The organism is Streptomyces sp. NPDC048424 (genome assembly GCF_040651555.1).
Taxonomy (GTDB): Bacteria; Actinomycetota; Actinomycetes; order Streptomycetales; family Streptomycetaceae; genus Streptomyces.
The window spans coordinates 52,178-71,787 of the sequence record NZ_JBEZKE010000013.1 but is presented as its reverse complement, the minus strand read 5'-3'; the positions used below and the strand labels follow the sequence as shown (position 1 = coordinate 71,787).

15 protein-coding genes and 1 pseudogene are annotated in these 19,610 nt (G+C 71.7%); 12 read left to right on the top strand and 4 right to left on the bottom strand.

From position 1 onward, the window contains the following. The first annotated feature begins 100 nt into the window (after window positions 1-100). From AB0D29_RS20045 to AB0D29_RS20035, 3 genes are all read left to right on the top strand, one after another. Window positions 101-835: a GPP34 family phosphoprotein gene (locus AB0D29_RS20045; RefSeq protein WP_030390041.1), complete on the top strand. Its 735-nt coding sequence runs from the start codon at window positions 101-103 to the stop codon at window positions 833-835. A 303-nt stretch (window positions 836-1,138) separates the two neighbouring features. After that, window positions 1,139-2,023 (top strand): helix-turn-helix transcriptional regulator, encoded by an 885-nt coding sequence (locus tag AB0D29_RS20040; RefSeq protein WP_362855774.1) that lies wholly within the window; start codon window positions 1,139-1,141, stop codon window positions 2,021-2,023. A 216-nt stretch (window positions 2,024-2,239) separates the two neighbouring features. Next, entirely contained in the window at window positions 2,240-2,449 is a 210-nt protein-coding gene (locus tag AB0D29_RS20035) for a DUF397 domain-containing protein (protein WP_362855773.1), read from the top strand. A 115-nt stretch (window positions 2,450-2,564) separates the two neighbouring features. On the opposite strand, the gene AB0D29_RS20030 is transcribed toward AB0D29_RS20035, so the two are convergent. Next, the gene (locus AB0D29_RS20030) at window positions 2,565-3,422 is read right to left on the bottom strand and encodes a hypothetical protein (RefSeq protein ID WP_362855771.1); all 858 of its coding nucleotides are present in this window, start codon (window positions 3,420-3,422) and stop codon (window positions 2,565-2,567) included. A 121-nt stretch (window positions 3,423-3,543) separates the two neighbouring features. Here AB0D29_RS20030 and AB0D29_RS20025 point away from each other — a divergent pair, with 121 nt between their 5' ends. After that, the gene (locus AB0D29_RS20025; protein ID WP_362855770.1) at window positions 3,544-4,764 is read left to right on the top strand and encodes a PLP-dependent aminotransferase family protein; all 1,221 of its coding nucleotides are present in this window, start codon (window positions 3,544-3,546) and stop codon (window positions 4,762-4,764) included. Window positions 4,765-4,805: 41 nt separating this feature from the next. Here AB0D29_RS20025 and AB0D29_RS20020 read toward each other — a convergent pair. Continuing rightward, window positions 4,806-4,973 (bottom strand): annotated as a pseudogene (locus tag AB0D29_RS20020) (Uma2 family endonuclease); the annotation flags it as partial. 77 nt (window positions 4,974-5,050) lie between these two features. Beyond that, window positions 5,051-5,869 carry a helix-turn-helix domain-containing protein gene (locus AB0D29_RS20015; RefSeq protein ID WP_362855768.1) on the bottom strand — a complete coding sequence of 273 codons (819 nt, stop codon included), beginning with the start codon at window positions 5,867-5,869 and terminating at the stop codon, window positions 5,051-5,053. A gap of 741 nt (window positions 5,870-6,610) precedes the next feature. Here AB0D29_RS20015 and AB0D29_RS20010 point away from each other — a divergent pair. The 7 genes from AB0D29_RS20010 to AB0D29_RS19980 all read left to right on the top strand — a co-directional run bounded on the left by AB0D29_RS20010 (window position 6,611) and on the right by AB0D29_RS19980 (window position 16,217). Then, complete coding sequence (locus AB0D29_RS20010; protein WP_362855766.1) at window positions 6,611-7,003, top strand: SseB family protein; 393 nt, start codon at window positions 6,611-6,613, stop codon at window positions 7,001-7,003. Then, window positions 7,000-7,632: a hypothetical protein gene (locus tag AB0D29_RS20005; protein WP_362855765.1), complete on the top strand. Its 633-nt coding sequence runs from the start codon at window positions 7,000-7,002 to the stop codon at window positions 7,630-7,632. Before AB0D29_RS20010 ends, AB0D29_RS20005 begins: the two co-directional genes overlap by 4 nt. Next, window positions 7,632-11,897: a putative T7SS-secreted protein gene (locus AB0D29_RS20000; RefSeq protein ID WP_362855763.1), complete on the top strand. Its 4,266-nt coding sequence runs from the start codon at window positions 7,632-7,634 to the stop codon at window positions 11,895-11,897. Before AB0D29_RS20005 ends, AB0D29_RS20000 begins: the two co-directional genes overlap by 1 nt. Continuing rightward, entirely contained in the window at window positions 11,804-12,196 is a 393-nt protein-coding gene (locus tag AB0D29_RS19995) for a polymorphic toxin type 28 domain-containing protein (RefSeq protein ID WP_362855762.1), read from the top strand. The genes AB0D29_RS20000 and AB0D29_RS19995 overlap by 94 nt, the downstream gene beginning before the upstream one ends. Window positions 12,197-12,222: 26 nt before the next feature. Further along, a complete protein-coding gene (locus AB0D29_RS19990) occupies window positions 12,223-12,639 on the top strand; it encodes a contact-dependent growth inhibition system immunity protein (protein ID WP_362855761.1) in 417 nt (138 codons plus the stop codon). Window positions 12,640-12,806: 167 nt separating this feature from the next. Further along, a complete protein-coding gene (locus AB0D29_RS19985; protein ID WP_362855760.1) occupies window positions 12,807-13,589 on the top strand; it encodes an SDR family oxidoreductase in 783 nt (260 codons plus the stop codon). Window positions 13,590-13,640: 51 nt separating this feature from the next. Continuing rightward, window positions 13,641-16,217 carry a bifunctional FO biosynthesis protein CofGH gene (locus AB0D29_RS19980; protein WP_362855758.1) on the top strand — a complete coding sequence of 859 codons (2,577 nt, stop codon included), beginning with the start codon at window positions 13,641-13,643 and terminating at the stop codon, window positions 16,215-16,217. A 104-nt stretch (window positions 16,218-16,321) separates the two neighbouring features. On the opposite strand, the gene AB0D29_RS19975 is transcribed toward AB0D29_RS19980, so the two are convergent. Beyond that, window positions 16,322-17,407, bottom strand: coding sequence for a tyrosine-protein phosphatase (locus AB0D29_RS19975; RefSeq protein WP_362855756.1), 1,086 nt, complete (start codon window positions 17,405-17,407; stop codon window positions 16,322-16,324). Between the two features lie 975 nt (window positions 17,408-18,382). On the opposite strand from AB0D29_RS19975, the gene AB0D29_RS19970 reads away from it, so the two are divergent. Further along, entirely contained in the window at window positions 18,383-19,588 is a 1,206-nt protein-coding gene (locus AB0D29_RS19970) for an ADP-ribosylglycohydrolase family protein (RefSeq protein ID WP_362855966.1), read from the top strand. The last annotated feature ends 22 nt before the right edge of the window (window positions 19,589-19,610 follow it).

The following is a 19,610-nucleotide window of genomic DNA, read 5'->3' as shown; positions in this document are numbered from 1 at the left end:
AACGACATAGCTGCGGGTTCCCCCACAAAGCGGCCACGCGCTCTCGACAGATGAATGTGAGAGGCGTCACCCTGTCACTCATCCACGCGGGGAGGCATGGATGGGCAGGAGCCGCAGAACAATTCCGGAGGAGCTTCTGCTGCTCGCCTTGGACCCGGCCACGGGTACCACGGCGCAGCCGCAGTCGCTCGACCTCGGCCTGGCCGGGGCACAGCTAGTGGAGCTGGCTCTGGCAGGACGGATAGCCCCTGATGGGGATCGTATCGCCGTGGTGATGCCACGGCCGACAGGAGATCCGACTCTGGACTCCGCACTGGAACTGCTGCGCAGGCGCGGCAGCCCGGTACGGGCCGTCCACTGGATCGGCGGACCCCGACTGGGGCTCCGTCAGATTTACCTCGCTCATCTGGAGCGCTGCGGCATGGTCCATGCCGTCGCGGGACAGATGTGCGGTGTGTTGCCGACAACTCGCTACCAGGCGACGGACACGGAAATCAGCCGGGAGATCCGAGCCCGGCTCGACAGTGCGATCCGCACCGGCGTACCGCCGGACCCGCGGACCGCGGCGCTTGCCGCACTGGCCCACGCGGTCGGACTCGGCAAGCACCTGTACCCCGGCAACGAGGGGCGGTCGTCCAGATCCCGACTGCGGGACCTGATCCGGCACGACCCGATGGGCGGACTCGTGGCGCACGCCGTGATGGACGTCCAGAACGGTGTGGCCGCACAGCCGCGCCGTGACCGCGCACCGGCACCACCGGCCCGGGCCACGGCGAGCAGCGTCCCGCTGCAGCCGCGCCGGACCGGTGCGATGGCCCGCGCGGCCGCGCACTGATCCACCGGTTACACCGGTTCCACCGGTTACAACCAGTTCGGGTCACGGATCCATCGCGGATCCGGCTCGGCTCGACCTCAGCTCCATCGCAACGCCATCGCCGTGACCGACGTCCGCAAAGACCCGGTTCGGGAGCCGCCAGCGCGCGGGGTGGCGGGGCCGGTTCGCCGACCCCGCCACCCCGCGCGTCTGTGTTTTCCCGGCCGTTCCCCAGCGGCGGCGCCCGCTTCGGTGGCAGTCTGCTCGACATCAGACACGCAGAGAGACCGCTGCACGACAGAAGAAGGCGGAGGTGCCGTTCCCGTGGCGTCCAATGTCAATCCCACCGTCCGACGCCGCCGACTGGGCATGGAGTTGCGCAAGCTCCGCGAGGACAAGGGCATGACGGCCGAACAGGTCGCCGAGCGCCTCCTCGTCTCCCAGTCGAAGATCAGCCGGCTGGAGAACGGCCGCCGTTCCATCAGCCAGCGGGACGTCCGCGACCTGTGCGACGTGTACGAGGTCGAGGACCGCCGGCTCATCGACTCGCTCATGCAGATGGCCAAGGACTCCCGCCAGCAGGGCTGGTGGCACGCCTTCGGCGACATCCCGTACAGCGTCTACATCGGGCTGGAGACGGACGCCGCCAGCCTGCGCACGTACGAACCCCTGGTGATCCCCGGCCTGCTCCAGACCACGGAGTACGCCCAGTCCCTCGTCCGCGGCGCCTGGCCGGAGACCGCCCCGGCCGACGTGGACAAGCGGGTCCAGGTCCGGATGCACCGCCAGAAGCGGCTCTCCGAGACCGACAACAACAACCCGGAGCTCGGGCCGCTGCGCCTGTGGGCGGTCATCGACGAGGCCGCGCTGCGCCGGCAGGTGGGCGACGCCCAGCTCATGACCCGGCAGCTGGAGTACTTGATAGAGCAGTCGGAGCAGCCGCACGTCACCGTGCAGGTGATGCCCTTCTCGCTGGGCGCCCATCCCGGGGTCAACGGCCAGTACGCGATCCTGGAGTTCCCGGACGCGTCCGACTCGACGGTCGTCTACATCGAGGGCGTGACGAGCGACCTGTACCTGGAGAAGGCCAACGACGTGCAGAAGTACAGCGTCATGTACGAACACCTGCGCGCGCAGGCCCTCAACGTCGACCAGACCCGCCAGTTCATCTCCGACATCATCGGTGAATACGCGGACAAGGGCGAATAGTTCGAATAGGTCGAATGGCCCCGTGACGTGCCGGGCGAGTGGCGAAGGGGTCGGTACGGTACACCGTCACTCCCCGGCCACATAAGGCCTGAATGGAATATGCCACTCGGTCGGGTGAACGCTTCGTTCACCTATCAGGAGCTGCGGGTAGCGTCGATCAGGTCAGCCGGAAATGGCCGACAACACACCGGAACTACTCGCTCACCGGAGAGAAACATGGCTATTCGTCAGGGCGCCACGGACAACTGGGTCAAGTCCTCCTACTCCGCCAACGGCGCCTGCGTCGAGGTCAAGTCCCCCGTCATGGAGGCCATCGCCGTCCGCGACTCGAAGGTGCAGGACGGCCCGTCCCTCACCTTCGCGCCCGGCTCCTGGACCTCCTTCGTAGCCGACGTCACCGAGGGCCGGCTGGGACGCCTCGCCTGAAGATCACGGCGCGTCCCAACCGTCCCTCCTACTTGAGCCCTCTCGACCGGTCCGCCGTCTTGGCCGAGGGGGCTCGGCCATGTCCGCGTACGGGCACGGGCGGGGCCCCGGACGGTCAGCGCAGCTGGTCGACGTACCGGTCCGTCCCCGGCACCGTGGGGACGAACGGCGCCACCAGCTCCACCCTCCCCAGCCCCGCCCCGGCCACCTCGACGTCCAGCCCCTGGAAGCGGTCCCAGCACTCCCGCGGATCGACCTCCAGGAACCACAGCAGCGTGAGCCGGGTATCCACCCCCTCGACCTGCTTGACGTACGTCATGCGGTCGCCGGGCAGCGGGGTGGGCCGGAAGACCGTCACCATCGCGGCCGGGGAGCCGTGCAGCCTCTTCGGCAGGGCGCGCGAGCGCAGCCACTCCAGCAACTCGGCCCGCTGCTCGGGCCCGTCGGCGTCGATGACCTGGACCACGAGGCCGGCGTACGGGTGGTCGAGGGCATGGAAGTCCCGCGGGCCGGCGGCGCCGTCGCGGTAGACGGTGGCCGCGTGGTCCTGGAAGGCCGTGAAGACGTGGGTGCGGTCCTGGTAGACGCGGCCGTCGCGGTTCAGGCGCTTGTTGATGCCGACGGTCCACTTCATGTGCTCGTCGTAGCGGCCCTCGGTGACCCAGTACGTCGATATGTAGCAGCCCGCGGTGACCGGTTGGGCGACGGCCGACTTCTCGGGGTAGCGCAGCTCCTGGAGCTCGCGGGTGGCGACCCAGCGGCGGCCCGCGTACATCCAGGGCATGGCCATGGCGCCGGCGTAGTAGTGGTCGTCCTCGTACCAGCGGTTGTACGCGTACTCGTGGCCCGGGTGCGGTTCCACCATGGTGATCAGCGCATGGCCGGGGCGGACGCCGTAGGGGCCGACGGACGCGAGCGCGGCGTAGTCGTCGACGCGGGTGTCCGGCTGCGGTTCCTGCTCTCCTGTCGTCATGGGAACGGTCTAGCTGATGCGGCATCAGATGGGGAGGGGTCCGGAAGGGTCCACCCCCTGATACATACATGCCGTCCTTTCCCTGGCTACGATGCGCGCACCCGTCTCCGGAGGAGCGCAAATGTCCGCTACCGCCATGCCCGGCAATGCCGTTGTGCCCGCGTCGCCGCCGCCCGCGTTCGCCGCCCGTGCGACCTCGGTCGAGGGTTCCCCCGTACGCGAGATCCTCGCCCTCACCCAACGCACCGGGGTCATCTCCTTCGCCGGCGGCCTCCCCGCGCCCGAGCTCTTCGACACAGAGGGCCTGCGGGCCGCGTACGACGCCGCCTTCGCGGCGTCGGCGCGGCGCGCGCTCCAGTACTCGACCACCGAGGGCGCGCCGGAACTCCGCGCGGCCGTGGCCGCCCGCACCACGGCGCGCGGGCTGCCCACCGACGCGGACGACGTCGTCATCACCTCCGGCTCCCAGCAGGCCCTCACCCTCCTCACCACCGCCCTGATCGAACCCGGGGACGTGGTGCTGGTCGAGGACCCCACCTACCTGGCGGCGCTCCAGTGCTTCGGGCTGGCGGGAGCGCGGGTGGTGGCCGTGCCCTGCGACGGGGAAGGCATCGTCCCCGAGGCCCTCGCGGACCTCGTGGCCCGCGAACGCCCGAAGCTGCTCTACACCGTCCCCACCTTCCAGAACCCGACGGGACGCACCCTGCCGGCCGCCCGGCGGGCGGCGGTGGCGCGGATCGCGGCGCGGCTGGGGCTGTGGCTGGTGGAGGACGACCCGTACGGGGACCTCCGCTACGAGGGCCGCGACGTCCCGTGGCTCGCGGCGCACCCGGGGGCGGAGGACCGTACGGCCCTGCTCGGCAGCTTCTCGAAGATCATGGCGCCGGGGCTCCGCCTGGGCTGGCTCCGGGCCCCGGCGGCCCTGCGCCGGGCCGCGGTGGTCGCGAAGCAGGCCGCGGACCTCCACACCTCGACGGTGGACCAGCTCGCCGCGGCCCACTACCTGGCGACGACGGACCTGGCCGCCCACATCGCCACGGTCCGCACGGCGTACCGCGAACGGCGCGACGCCCTGCTGACGGGTCTGGGCGCGGCCCTTCCGGCGGGCTCTGCGTGGAACCGCCCCGAGGGCGGCATGTTCGTCTGGGCCCGGCTCCCGGAGGGCCACGACGCGACCGCCCTCCTCAAGACGGCGCTCACCCACGGCGTCGCCTTCGTCCCGGGAGCCCCCTTCCACCCGACCACCCCGGACCCCCGCACCCTCCGCCTCTCCTTCACGACCCACACCCCGGCCGAGATCGCGGAGGGCCTGACCCGTCTGGCCGGGGCGGTGGTGGCCTAGGGGGTGTCCTCGTAGCGGGGCAGGCCGTCGGTCGAGATGGTCCAGTCGTTGTCGGGGTTGGAACGGGAGACGACCTCGACAGCAGCGATGATCGTGCGGGGGTCGAATGGCCCTTGACCCTCCATGTCCTCGCACGCGATCACCATGATGTCGGGATGCCGCATGATCCCCTCTGGTTCGTCCTCGACGTCAGGAGTACCGAGGTGCGCCCAGTCGCTCGTCGTCGTGAGTGATGGTCATGGTGGCTCCTCGTCCGTGCCCAGGGGGCCGAGTCATCACCTTCATGCTAGGCAGCCTTTCGCGCGTGGGCCGTGCAGTCGCCGCAGTGGCCGCCGGGGGTCGGGGCACGGAAGGCGCGTTCGCAGGTATCGCAGGTCTGGAAGGGGTGCCGGGGCTGGTCGGGTGGTGGGGCGCCGACGGGTCGCCAGTCGGGCGCGGGCAGCGGGGGCGGGAGGGCGGCGCGCAGCCGGTAGGCGACGAGTCCCGCCGGGTTGCGCAGGTCGGACGGCACGTCCGCGGTGAGGGCGCGCCGTACGGCCTCGGGCGCGGCCCCGCGATCCAGCCACTCCACGACCGCGGGTGCGAGCCGCTCGACGTCCCGCTCGGCGAGCAGCAGCCGCGGCTCGCGCACCCGCAGGCCGGCCAGCAGCTGCGCGGCCTCCTGCCGAAGCCCCGGGGCGGCGGCCGCCCGTGACTCCGGTGCGGGCTCGGGCGCGGGCTCGGGTACGCCGTCACGCTCGCCCGGCGGCTCGACCACGGGCCCGGGCCCCGGCTCCGGCTCCGGCGTGGGCGGTTCGGGCTCCGGGCCCGGGCCCGGCGGGTCCGGCGGCGATAGCGGCTCCGGCGGGGTGTCGGCCAGCGGGAGGTTGTAGGACACGGTGCGGGTGACCACCTTGCCCTCAGCCGTGCGCAGTCGCGTGCGGCGCAGGAACCCGGCCGCCTCCAGCTCGTTCAGCGCCCGCCCGATGCGGTACTCGGTCTCGGGGAAGCGCTCGGCCAGGGCCCGGATGCTGACCTGGGCGCCCTCGGGCAGCGACTGGATGTGCACGGCGGTGCCGATCGCGAGGAGCGACAGCTCCCCGCTCTGCGCAAGCCGGTTGCTCACGACGGTGAAGTGGGCCGTGAGGGGGACGTTGGTGTGTCGGACGCCGGAAAGGCCACCGGATCGGGCGGTTCCGCGCGAGGCACGGAGCGATGCGGGCATGACCCGGCTAAGCTTCTGGAAGGCCATCGGGAAGGTGCTACTTCCTCGTGGATCAGGCCCTCGGCTGGGATTCGCTGTCCCGCCGGGGGCCGTCTCATGTCTGGAGTTGTCGCGGCGAGCATATGCCAGCCAACCCCACGCGAATCCAGTCGAGTTGGACAGATTCACCCGACCGGGCGATTGCGGTCGAACGGGGAGGCTGGAGGGGTTGGGTCTGGTTCTTCCCCCGGTTCTTTGGTGGTTGACCACCGACGCAACCGCACCCCTCACAACCGGCACGCAGCTTTCCACCAAGGGGGACCCGACCCCCGCCATGAACTCCATGCCCCGCGAGCTCGACCCGCACCGAATCGGGGTGCTGTTGCTTCCGCAATGGAATCCAGTCACGCGAGCAAGGCGACTACACATCGCGCAACTAGCTGCTACGCACCCGGATCCCCAACAGCACAAGCATCCAAGATGCCCACACCCTTGTCTCGATCTGTGCACTACCGAACAGTAAAGTTGGCCCACCCCGCCCCCTCATGCGAAGGTTCGTTCGATCAGGACGGACGGGGTGGGGTCCAGGTGGGTTTCGACGAGGAATGGGGTCGGCTGCGCGCCGATGCCGTTGAGCGGCGCGCGAGTTCGAGGCCGTCGGATGTGGCCGCCGCTGGTTCGGTGCAGGCCGATCCGGTGGCGCAGGCCCGGGAAGCGTTGCTGGAGCGGCTGGCGGACTTCCGCAGCCGGGTGGTCCTGGTGCCGTTGGACGCGCACGGCGGGCTGTGGACGGCCGAGTTGGGCGGGCTGGACTGGATCTGCGTCTTCTCCGACGAGGAGGCGTTGGCGCGGTTCGCCGAGGCCCGGGGCGAGGGCGACCGCGAGTGGGCGTACCGGCGGGTGGTCGGTGCGCGGTTGCTCGACGGGATCGTGCCGGCGCTGGACTTTCCCTGCGGGGTCGCATGGAACGCGGCCGGCCCGGACGGCATGGTGCTCCCGCCGATGCGGGGCATCGTCCCGGACACGGCGGCACTCGACGGGGAGGCGGCCGCGTGAGCGGGGACGGAGCGGATCTCGACGTCTCGAAGCAGGCGTTGGGTCAGATCGCCAAGGGGATCACGGACAGCCTGGCCGAGTTGAAGGAGATCGGGTCGGTGGGCACGGCGAGCATGGGCGGCGGCTTCACCGAGTTGGGGCTCAGCGGGCTGGAGACCGGGCACGCGGATCTGACGTCCACGCTGGGCACGTTCTGCGAGCGCTGGGGCTGGGGGGTCCGCTCGCTGGTGCAGCAAGGGAACACGTTCGCCGAGAGCGTGGGGCTGTCGGCGGGCCTGGTGCACGAACAGGAGCAGTACATCCAGGGGAGCTTCAAGGTCGTGGCGAACGCGGCGCTCGGCAATCCGTACGCCTCCGAGAAGGACGTCATCGACAAGGACTGGGGCGAGGTCCTCTCCGACAACCCGATCACCCAGATACGGGACGCCGACTACAGCCCCGAGTCCTTCGGCGAGGCCACGAAGAACGGCAACGAGGCCTGGAAGACGGCCGTCCGGGACGTCAACAGCTCGGACATCCTCCTGTCCAACCAGATCCTCGACGCCGTCGGCCTGCGCGACGAGATGGACGGCGTGGTGGACGGCATGGTCGGCCCGGCACCCGAGCCGCAGCCGGGTGGTGAGGGCTGATGACGGACTGGGGCGGCCTGGTCGACAAGGGTCTCGACAAGATCGGGGACGGGGTCGACTCGGCGAAGAAGGTCATCGGTCACGGGGTGGACCGGGCCACCGACGAGGTCGGCGGTGCGCTCGACAAGGTCGGCGCGCACGACTGGGCCGACAAGGTCGAGGACTTCGGCGACGGCGTCGCCTCCCGTCTCGGGGCCTCGGTACCGGAGCAGGAACTCGGCCAGAGCGAGCAGGCGGACGAGCTGGTCCACGGCAAGTCGTCGGCGATCCGGGCCACCGCCAAGCACTTCACGGACTTCCAGGCGGCCTTCGAACGGGTCGGGCAGGGCATGAAGGCCCTGGACTCGGACCGGTGGAAGGGGCAGGCCGCCGACGCGTTCCGCGAGAAGTTCGCGATGCACCCCACGGACTGGCTGCGCGCCTCCGACGCGTGCGAGTCGGCGGCCGGCGCGCTCACCCTGTACGCGGAGACGGTGGAGTGGGCGCAGAAGCAGGCGGGCGAGGCCATCGCGCTCCACAAGGCGGCGGTGAAGGCGACGAAGGACGCCCACGACGCACATGTCGCCAAGGAGGACGCCTTCAAGGCGGCGTCCAAGGCCGGCCGTGACGCGGGCCCGGTGCCGGTGGAGGGCGCCGACCCGGGTGAGGCTTCCCGCAAGCGGGCCAAGGAGATCCTCGACGAGGCCCGCAGGCAGCGCGACGAGGCCGCCCGGGCGGCCGAGCGCACCCTCAAGGCCGCCATGGAGCACGCTCCGGCCGAACCTCCGGCGAAGGACCGGCTCCTGGCCGGGCTGTACGACTACGCGGGCTCGGAGGCGGTCGAGCTCACGCACCTCGCGGGCGGCGTGGCCAAGGGCGCGGCGGGAACGCTGAACTTCGCCCGCGGCCTGAACCCGTTCGACCCGTACAACCTGACGCACCCGGCCGATTTCCAGCAGAACTTCACCATGACGCTGGCCGGTCTCGTCTCGACCGCGTCCCACCCCGAACGCATCCCCGGCCCGATGATCGACAGCTACATGGCGGACCCCAGCGAGTTCAAGGGCCGTCTCCTTCCCGATCTCATCGGCGCGAAGGGCCTGCCCACCCTCCGAGCCGGCGCCCGGTTCGCCGAGGAAGCGGCGAGCACGAGTGCCGCTCGCGCGGCCGCGAAGGCGGAGGCCGAGGCAGCGGCCCGCCGCAAGGCGAACCTGAAGTGCAAGGGTGACCCCGTCGACGTCGCGACGGGCCGGATGGTCCTGCCGCAGACCGACCTGGTCCTGCCCGGTTCGCTGCCGCTCGTGTTCACCCGCACCTTCGAGTCCTCGTACCGCGCGGGCCGCTGGTTCGGCCCGAGCTGGGCGTCCACGGTGGACCAGCGCCTGGAGATCGACGAGGAGGGCGTGATCCTCGTACGCGAGGACGGCAGCCTGCTCGTCTACCCGCACCCGGAGCCCGGAACTCCCGTGCTCCCCGCCCACGGTCAGCGCTGGCCGCTCGTCCTGGACGCGGACGGCGGATACACGGTCGCCGACCCCGAGTCCGGGGACGTCCGCCACTTCACGGACGAGGGCCTCCTCAGCCAGCTCGACGGCCGGGGCGGCGACTGGATCACCTTCGACTACGACGAGACGGGCGCGCCGACCGGTCTGGCCCACAGCGGTGGCTACGAGCTGCGCCTCAGCTCATCGGAAGGCCGCATCACCGGCCTTGCCCTCGCAGACGGCACCGAAGTGCTCCGCTACGCGTACACGGACGGGCACCTCACGCACGTCACCAACTCCTCCGGCCGCCCGCTCCGGTTCGGCTACGACGAACTCGGCCGGATCACCTCCTGGACCGACACCAACGACCGCCATTTCGACTACGTCTACGACGAACAGCACCGCTGCACCGCGCAGTCCGGCACCAACGGCCACCTCGACGTCCGCTTCACCTACGGGGACGGCTCCACCACCTACACCGACTCCCTCGGCCACGAGACCCGGTACCTGGTCGACGACCGCGCCCGGATCACGGCCGAGATCGAGCCGACGGGCGCGACCACCCGCTACACCCACGACGCGCACGACCGCCTGCTGACCCGCACCGATCCGCTGGGCCACACGACCCGATACGTCTACGACGATCAGGGCCGGCTCACCACGGTGGTCCGCCCGGACGGACGCGAGGTACGGGCCGAGTACGACGCGCTGGGCCTGCCGGTCACGGTGGTCCAGCCGGACGGCCGGGTGACCCGCGCGACGTACGACGGCCACGGCAACCGCACCTCCGCCACCGCCCCGCACGGCGCGACGAACCGCTTCACCTACGACGTCCGCGGCCACCTGGCCTCGGTGACGGACCCCCTGGGTGCGGTCACCACGGTCCGCTGCGACCCGGCCGGCCTGCCCCTGGAGATCACCGATCCGCTGGGCGCCACGACCCGGTACGCGCGCGACGCCTTCGGCCGCCCGATCGCCGTCACCGACCCGCTCGGGCACACCACCCGCCTCACCTGGAGCGTGGAGGGCCGCCTGCTCCACCGGGAGACCGCCGACGGCGGCACGGAGTCCTGGACCTACGACGGCGAGGGCAACTGCACCTCCCACACCGACCCGGTGGGCGGGCTGACGCTCTCCGAGTACGGGGACTTCGACCTCCTGACCGCCCGGACGGGCCCGGACGGCGTCCGCTACTCCTTCACGCACGACACCGAGCTGCGCCTGACCTCGGTCACCAACCCCCAAGGTCTGACCTGGACCTACGCCTACGACTCGGTCGGCCGTCTCGCCTCCGAGACGGACTTCGACGACCGCACCCTGGCCTACGGGTACGACGCCGCGGGCCGCCTGGTCTCCCGTACGAACGCACTCGGCGCCACGACCACGTACGCGCACGACGCCCTCTCCCTCCTCGTGCGCAAGGAGACGGCGGACGGGATCACGTCCTACGCGTACGACGCCTTCGACGAGCTGGCCCGGGCCGTGTCACCGGACGGGACCACCCTGGCCCTGGTACGGGACCGGTACGGCCGCGTCGTCTCGGAGACGGTCGACGGACGCACTCTCACCCACACCTACGACGTCGTGGGCCGCAGAGCGGGGCGCACCACCCCCGCCGGGGCCTTCTCCGAGTGGACGTACGACGCGGCCGGCCGCCGCAGTGCCCTCAGCGCATCGGGGCGCACCCTGACGTTCGAGCGGGACGCCGCGGGCCGGGAGCTGACCCGCACCATCGGCGCGGACCTGAGCCTGGCCCACGCCTACGACCCGGTCGGGCGCCTGACCGACCAGCACCTCGTCGGCCCGGACGGCCGCACCCTCCAGCGGCGTGGCTACGGCTACCGCACGGACGGCGCACTCACGGCGATCGACGACGCGCTCGCCGGTCCCCGCACCTTCACCCTGGACCCGGCGGCCCGGGTCACCGCGGTCGACGCGACCGACTGGACCGAGCGCTACGCCTACGACGACGCCGGCAACCAGACCAGCGCCTCCTGGCCGGCCCACCACCCGGGCGCGGAGGCCCGGGGCGAACGCGCGTACACCGGCACCCGCATCACCCGCGCCGGCTCGATCCGCTACGAACACGACGCCCTCGGCCGGGTCACCCTCCGGCAGAAGACCCGTCTCTCCCGCAAGCCGGAAACCTGGCACTACGAGTGGGACGCGGAGGACCGGCTGACCGGGGTCACCACCCCGGACGGCACGCGCTGGCGCTACCGCTACGACGCCCTGTCCCGCCGCACGGCCAAGCAGCGCCTGGCGCCCACCGGCGAGGTCGCGGAGGAAACCCTCTTCACGTGGGACGGCACCACCCTCTGCGAGCAGACGGCCGGCCCGGTCACCCTCACCTGGACCCACCAAGGCCTGCACCCGCTCACCCAGGCGGAACGTGTCCTCGGCAGCACGGACGACCGCTTCTTCGCCATCGTCACGGACCTCATCGGCACCCCGCGCGAACTGATCTCCGAAGCAGGCGAGATCGCCTGGCGCGCCCGCTCCACCCTCTGGGGCGCGACCACGTGGACCCGCGACGCCGCCGCCTACACCCCCCTCCGCTTCCCGGGCCAGTACTTCGACCCCGAGTCGGGCCTCCACCACAACTACTTCCGCACGTACGACCCCGAAACGGCCCGCTACCTCACCCCGGACCCCCTGGGCCTCACCCCGGCCCCGAACCCGGCCACGTACGTCACGAACCCCCACACGTGGTCGGATCCTCTGGGCCTGACACCCTGCCCCGAGCTGGGTCTGAGCGATGCGGCCCAGCGCGCTATAGAGAACTGGAAAACATCAAGGTAGACCCGGTTGGAGAAATCAACTCCCAGCCGAATCACAACCATTACGATGCCGCCCGAAGAGAGGCAGGCGGGGAAGTCGTAGCGAGGAAGAAGGACGGAACTCCGTTCGATCACATATCCGACCTGACCCAGGCCAGAAACGGGCTCGATCACGTGAGGAGGACACTGGAGCGCGAGATTTCAAACCTCCCGGACTCCATAACCGACCGTGGACTCGAAGTCCTGATCAACAAGCGGAAGGAGACAATTCAAATGTTGGATCGCTTGAACGGATTCCTTCACTCAATCGGACACCGATAGCCCCCCACCCGCCGCGAAGGACATCAATGAGCAAGGACCTTGAACGCACCCGCACTCTCGAAGACCTCGAAGGAGATGTCTGGCCCGAACCGCCGGCCGAGTCGACCAGTCTGGTCAAAGCCGTTTACAGGTTGCGACGGCTGCCTGTCGGCGAGCTGACAGCGTACGAGCTCGGGCGCCTCATCGGGCAGGATGTCGGGCTTCCGTGGACGCTCCCGCTCGCACTTGAAATTCTACGCGAAACGGCACCGGCTCAGAACGACGGCGGCTTCTATGACGACGACCTGCTGTCGGCGGCTCTCACGCGGAAGGCGGAGACGTGGGCTGCACACCCGGCCCTGACAAGGGAAATGCGGAACATCCTGCGGGTGCTTACCGATCTTTCGCCATACATTGAACGCGACAAGGCTAAATTCCTGGAGGCTTCACATGGGGTCGATTGACGTGCCTCCGACGGCCCAAGCCGCCCCCTGGGCCCCATGGCCCCGGTCGGATTGACCACCGCCTCGGTGACCTCCGGCACCCACCGGGGTCGCGCCCCTTCACAGGGTCGCGCCCGCGCCGTAACCTGACGCGTCGTCAGATACGCCGTGCCGCGCGGAGGTCCGTCATGCTGTTGCGAGGGAAGACCGTCATCGTCTCCGGCGTCGGGGCCGGGCTGGGGCACCAGGTGGCCGCCGCCGTCGTGCGGGACGGGGGGAACGCCGTGCTCGGGGCGCGGACCGAGGCGAACCTCGCCAAGTCCGCCGCCGAGATCGACCCCGAGGGGACCCATACCGCGTACCGCCCCACCGACATCTCCGACGAGGGGCAGTGCGCCGCGCTGGCGGCCCTCGGGGTCGAGCGCTTCGGCGGGGTCGACGCCGTCGTGCACGTCGCCGCCTGGGACTCGTACTTCGGTGGACTGGAGGACGCCGACTTCGGGACCTGGCAGCAGATCATCGACGTCAACCTGCTGGGGACCCTCAGGATGACCCGGGCCTGTCTGCCCGCGCTCAAGGAGCGCGGGGGTTCGGTGGTCATCATCGGGACGCAGTCCGCCGTCGCCGCGCCCAACGAGGTGCAGCAGGCCGCCTACGCCGCCTCCAAAGGAGCCCTGACCTCCGCCATGTACTCCATGGCCCGCGAGCTCGGCCCCCACCGGATCCGCGTCAACACCGTGCTGCCCGGCTGGATGTGGGGCCCGCCCGTGCAGGCCTTCGTCACCTTCACCGCCCACACCGAGGGCGTCCCGGAGGCCGAGGTCCACGCCCGGCTGACCGAGCGCATGGCACTGCCCGATCTCGCCACCGACGGGGACGTCGCCGACGCCGCCGTCTTCCTCGCCTCCGACCGGGCGCGGGCGATAACCGGCCAGTCCCTGCTGGTCAACGCCGGTGAGCTGATGAGATGAGCCACTCCACCGCCGCCCCACCGCAGCAACGTCGGATCGTATGCTCGGCCCATGACCACTCCGAGTGACGCTCCGACCGACAACGCGATGCGCCGCGCGCTCCGGCGGGCGCGAGACGGCGTCGCGCTCGACGCGACCGAGGCGGCCGTGCTCCTCCAGGCGCGCGGCGAGGCCCTGCGGGACCTCGCCGCGTCCGCCGCACGCGTAAGGGACTCCGGGCTCGCCGCCGCCGGCCGGCCCGGTGTCATCACGTACTCGCGCAAGGTCTTCATTCCGCTCACCCGCCTGTGCCGCGACCGGTGCCACTACTGCACCTTCGTGACCGTGCCCGGCAAGCTCCGCAAGGCCGGCCACGGCCTGTACCTCTCCCCCGACGAGGTCCTCGACATCGCCCGCCAGGGCGCGGCGATGGGCTGCAAGGAAGCGCTGTTCACCCTCGGCGACCGCCCCGAGGACCGCTGGCCCGAGGCCCGCGAATGGCTCGACGCGCACGGCTACGACGACACCCTCGCCTACGTCCGCGCCATGGCGATCCGCGTCCTGGAGGAGACGGGGCTGCTCCCGCACCTCAACCCGGGCGTCATGTCCTGGTCCGACCTCCAGCGCCTCAAGCCGGTCGCGCCGAGCATGGGCATGATGCTGGAGACCACCGCCACCCGCCTGTGGTCCGAGCCCGGCGGCCCCCACCACGGCTCCCCCGACAAGGAACCGGCCGTACGGCTGCGGGTGCTGGAGGACGCGGGGCGTTCGAACGTCCCCTTCACCACCGGGGTGCTGATCGGCATCGGCGAGTCCTACGAGGAGCGGGCCGAGGCCTTCTTCGAGCTCCGTCGGATCCAGCGCAGCTACCACGGCATCCAGGAGGTCATCGTCCAGAACTTCCGCGCCAAGCCGGACACCGCCATGCGCGGCATGCCGGACGCGGAGCTGGAGGAGCTGGCCGCCGCCATCGCCGTCGCCCGCCACATCCTGGGCCCGAGCGCCCGGATCCAGGCCCCGCCGAACCTGGTGGACGCCGAGTACGCCCTGCTCATCGGCGCCGGCATCGACGACTGGGGCGGGGTCTCGCCGCTGACCCCCGACCACGTGAATCCCGAGCGCCCCTGGCCGCACATCGAGGAGCTGGCCGAGCGCACCCGGGCCGCCGGCTTCGAGCTGCGCGAACGCCTGACCATCTATCCGGAGTTCCTGCAGCGCGGCGAGCCGTGGCTGGACCCGCGGCTGCTGCCGCACGTACGGGCGCTGGCCGACCCGGAGACCGGGCTGGCCGACGAGGGCGCCACCGTCGAGGGGCGGCCCTGGCAGGAGCCGGACGAGGGGTTCGTCGCCTACGGGCGCACCGACCTGCACGCCACCATCGACTCCGAGGGACGCACCGGCGACCGCCGCGAGGACTTCGACCACGTGTACGGGGACTGGGAGGCCCTCCGCGAGGCGGCGGCTCCCGGCATGGTGGCCGAGCGCATCGACACCGACGTACGCGCCGCCCTCGCGCAGGCCGCGGACGATCCGACGAAGCTGACCGACGCGCAGGCGCTCGCGCTGCTGCACGCGGACGGCCCGGCGCTCGACGCGCTGTGCCGGATCGCCGACGACCTGCGCAAGTCGGTCGTGGGCGACGAGGTCACCTACATCGTCACGCGGAACATCAACTTCACCAACGTCTGCTACACCGGCTGCCGTTTCTGCGCCTTCGCGCAGCGCCGCACGGACGCCGACGCGTACACGCTGTCGCTGGACCAGGTCGCGGACCGCGCGGCCCAGGCCTGGGACGTCGGCGCGGTCGAGGTGTGCATGCAGGGCGGCATCCATCCGGACCTGCCCGGGACGGCGTACTTCGACATCGCGCGCGCGGTGAAGCAGCGGGTCCCCGGCATGCACGTGCACGCCTTCTCGCCGATGGAGGTCGTCAACGGGGCCACGCGGACGGGGATGTCCGTACGGGACTGGCTGACGGCGGCCAAGGAGGCCGGGCTGGATTCCATCCCGGGCACGGCGGCGGAGATCCTCGACGACGAGGTCCGCTGGGTGCTCACGAAGGGGAAGCTGCCGACGGCGGACTGGATCGACGTCGTCACGACGGCGCACGAGCTCGGCATCCGGTCCTCGTCGACCATGATGTACGGGCACGTGGACCAGCCGCGGCACTGGCTCGGCCACTTCCGCACGCTGGCCCGCATCCAACAGCAGACCGGTGGTTTCACGGAGTTCGTGACGCTCCCCTTCATCCACACCAACGCGCCCGTGTACCTGGCGGGCATCGCCCGGCCCGGCCCGACGGTCCGCGACAACCGCGCCGTGACGGCGATGGCGCGGCTCCTGCTCCACCCGCACATCACCAACATCCAGACGAGTTGGGTGAAGCTGGGCTCGGAGGGCGCGGCCGAGATGCTCCGCTCCGGGGCCAACGACCTGGGCGGGACCCTGATGGAGGAGACCATCTCGCGCATGGCGGGGTCGAGTTACGGCTCGTACAAGTCGGTCCAGGACCTGATCGCCGTCGCCGAGGCGGCCGGGCGGCCCGCGAAGGCCCGTACGACGCTGTACGGGGAGGTGCCGCGGGAGCGGCAGGACGCGGCCCGCGCCTCGGACGGGCACCTGCCGGAACTGCTGCCGGTACTGGACTGACGGCGGTGGACTGACGGCGGTGGACTGACGGCGGTGGACTGACGGCGGCGCGCGGTGCCCGGCCGGTGTGGCGTCCGGCCGGGCCCGCGCGCTCCTGGTGGCGGTCAGCCGACGAGCAGGTCCTTCTTGAGCCGGCGCAGCTCGCGGGAGTCGATGCCGAGGCCGTCCTTCAGGTAGCGGTCGAAGGAGCCGTACTCGGCCTTGACCTCGTCGTAGCCGGAGTTGAGGTACTCGGGGCGCACGTCGAGCAGCGGCTTGTAGACGGCGGCCTGCTGGGCGGGCAGGTGGGAGAGGACCGCGTCGTTGGCGGCCTTGCGGTAGTCGTTGCTGGCGAGGTAGTCGGCCATGACGGTCTCGCTCGGCACGCCGAGGGCGGTCAGCAGGGAGGCGTTGGCCCAGCCGGTGCGGTCCTTGCCGGCGGTGCAGTGGAAGAGGACGGAGCGGCGGTGGTCGTTGCGGATCCCGTCGAAGACCTGGGTGTACGCCTTCTTGCCGCCGTCGCCGCTGACCATCGCCTTCTCGGCGTCGACCATGGCCTTGACGGCCTCGTCGGGGGTCTTCGGGAGGGTCTGGAAGGAGCCGGAGCCGGCGAAGACGTCGGCGACGACGTAGGTGGCGCCGGCCGGGACCTTGTCGGCGTCCTTGGTGCGCTCGTCCTCCATCCGCAGGTCGAAGACGGTCTTGACGCGCAGGCGCTCCAGCTTGGCCAGGTCGTTCGCGGTCAGCTTGTTGAGGGCGTCGGAGCGGTAGATCTCGCCCATCTTGACCCACTGGCCGGTGGTGGTGCGGTAGCCGCCGGCGTCGCGGAAGTTGACCGCTCCGTCCAGCTTGATCTGGCGGTCGGCGAGGCGCAGGCTGCCGCCGCGCTCCGGCTTGAAGTCGAACCACTGGCGGTCGGCGGCGGGCAGCCCCGTGACCACGGCCCGGCCCTCGGCGCCGCCCTTGGCGACGACCTTGCCGTTCGCCTTGATCTCGACCCGCTTGGTGCCACGGGCCTTCCACCGCAGGGTGAACGAGCCGTCGGCGCCGGCGGTGACGGTGGCCTCGGTGAAGGGGATGGCGGAACGGTCGTTCTGGTGACCGGCCCACGGGAGGCGGTCCAGGCCGTTGGCCGTGGCGGCGGGGGCCACGACCAGGGAAGCGGTGAGTGCGGCGGCGACGGCGGTCGCGGCGAGGAGAGCCTTCTTCATGCGTTCGAGGCTCAGCGGCTCCGGAGAACGTCGCATGAACGAGGCGTGGCCGAAAACAACCGGCTCGAAGGCAAGTGACAAAACGTGCCATGAGCCAGGTCGCGGCTGGAAGTGTTCTCGATCTGGCCGTTCTTTGATCACTTACGGGCCTCTTGGCGAACCACTTCCGGATTCGATCGAAGCTGTCTACTACAGTGCGGGTTTCGCATGCGCGGCGGGTACGAGTGCAGTGCCGGGCGCCGGGCATCGGGTGAAGTGGTCAGCGGGGGCGGGGTGCCGGGGGTGGACGAAATGATCGGTACGAACAGCGGAACGGGGCCCGTACCCGAAGCCGGACAGGCCCTGCCCGGCCCCGCGGCAGGCCCCCTGGCCAGATTCCCGGCCGGCCCGCCGCCCTTCGCCCCACCTGCCGCCGAGCCCGCGCCGGGCCCCGCAGCCGGCTTCACCGCCGGGCCCGAGGCGGGGAGCCCACCCTTCGGATACGTGCCCGCACCCGCTGCCGCAGCCATGGCAGGACCCGTGGCCGGATTCCCGGCGGAACCGGCACCCGTACCCATGGGCGTGGCCGGAGCCGCGTGCGTACCCGCCGCGCCGGAGGTCGGCTTCGAACCCGCCGCAGGACCCCCGCCCTTCGCCGTACCTGCCACCGAGCCCGTGGCCCATCCGGCAGCCGGGTACGTGCCCGCACCCGCCGTAGCCGGATCCGCCGAGTACGGAGCCCGGTTCGCCGGCGGCCCCGCAGGGCAGGGGACGGCCCCCGAAAGCGGACACCCGCCCGCACCCGCAGCGCCCGCGGGCGGAACCGGGCACATGGCCGCACCCTTTGGCGACGTCGGGCCCGCAGCCGGAGCCGGACACCCGCCCGCACCCGTTGCCACAGCCGGGCACGGGACCGGGGACGCGGCCGCCGACGGCCCCGCCGGGCACGGGCACGGGCACGGGCACGCGGCCGGAGCCGGGCCCGCAGGGCACAGGGTGGCCGAGCCCGCCGCGGGCGAGGGGCGGACGCTCGGGCGCGCCGTCGTCACCGGGCTCTGGGGCCGCATCGAGCAGCAGGACTTCCGCAGCCGTGTCCGCGGCACGCTCCTCGGCTCCGCGCTCGGCGACGCCCTCGGCGCGCCCCTCTTCGGCCTCACCCTCGACGGCATCCGCGAGGCCCACGGCCCCGACGGCCTGACCGCGCCCGCGCCCGCCCACGGCCGCCGCGGCCGGGTCACCGCCGCCACCCAGCTCACCCTCTTCACCGTGGACGGGCTGATACGGGCCCACGTGCGCCGGGACACCGGCGCCTGGCACCCGCCCACCGACATCCACCGCGCCTACCTGCGCTGGGCCGCCACCCAGAACGACTGGGGCCCCGACGAGCGCCGCGAGGACAACGGCTGGCTCGCGCAGGAGGAGTGGCTCTACGCCCGCCGCGCCCCGGACCGCGCCTGCCTGACCGGTTTCGCCGACGAGACCCTCGGCACCCTCGACCAGCCGAAGAACCCCGCCGCCCGCGACGCGGCCGCCGCCGCCCGTTCGGCCCCCTTCGGGCTGCTGGTCGGCTGGGAGCCTGCCCTCGTCCTCCAGCTCGCCGTCGAATGCGCCGCGCAGAGCCACGGTCACCCCACCGCCTCCCTCTCGGCCGGCGCCCTCGCCGTCATCGTCCACGGCCTGATCCGCGGCGACTCCCTCGACTCCGCCGTCCAGCGGACCCTGGGCCTGCTGGGCGCCCGCCCCGGCCACCAGCCCGTCACGGACGCCCTCCAGCGCGCCCTGTCGGCCGTCACCCAGGGCTCGCCCGGGCCCCGGGCCGTGGAAACCCTCGGCCGGGCGGCCGACGGCCCCCACGCCCCCGGCACCGCCAACGCCCCCGACACGGCCGACGGCCCCGACGCCGCCGACGCACTCGCCGTCGCCGTCTACTGCGCCCTCGTCGCCGAGGACATCGCCCACGGCCTGCGCCTCGCCGTGAACCACGGCGGCGACTCCACCGCCGCCGGCGCGCTGTGCGGGGCGCTGCTCGGCGCCCTCCACGGCGAGACGGCCCTCCCGGCCGCCTGGCTCGCCGAGCTCGAAGGCCGCGCCACGCTGCTGGAGATCGCCGAGGACTTCGCCCTGGAGATGACCCAGGGCCCGACCCTCCACAGCCCCACGGAGGCCTCCCCCGGCTGGCTGGCCCGGTACCCGCGCGGCTGACGCACGGGATACCCGCGCGGCT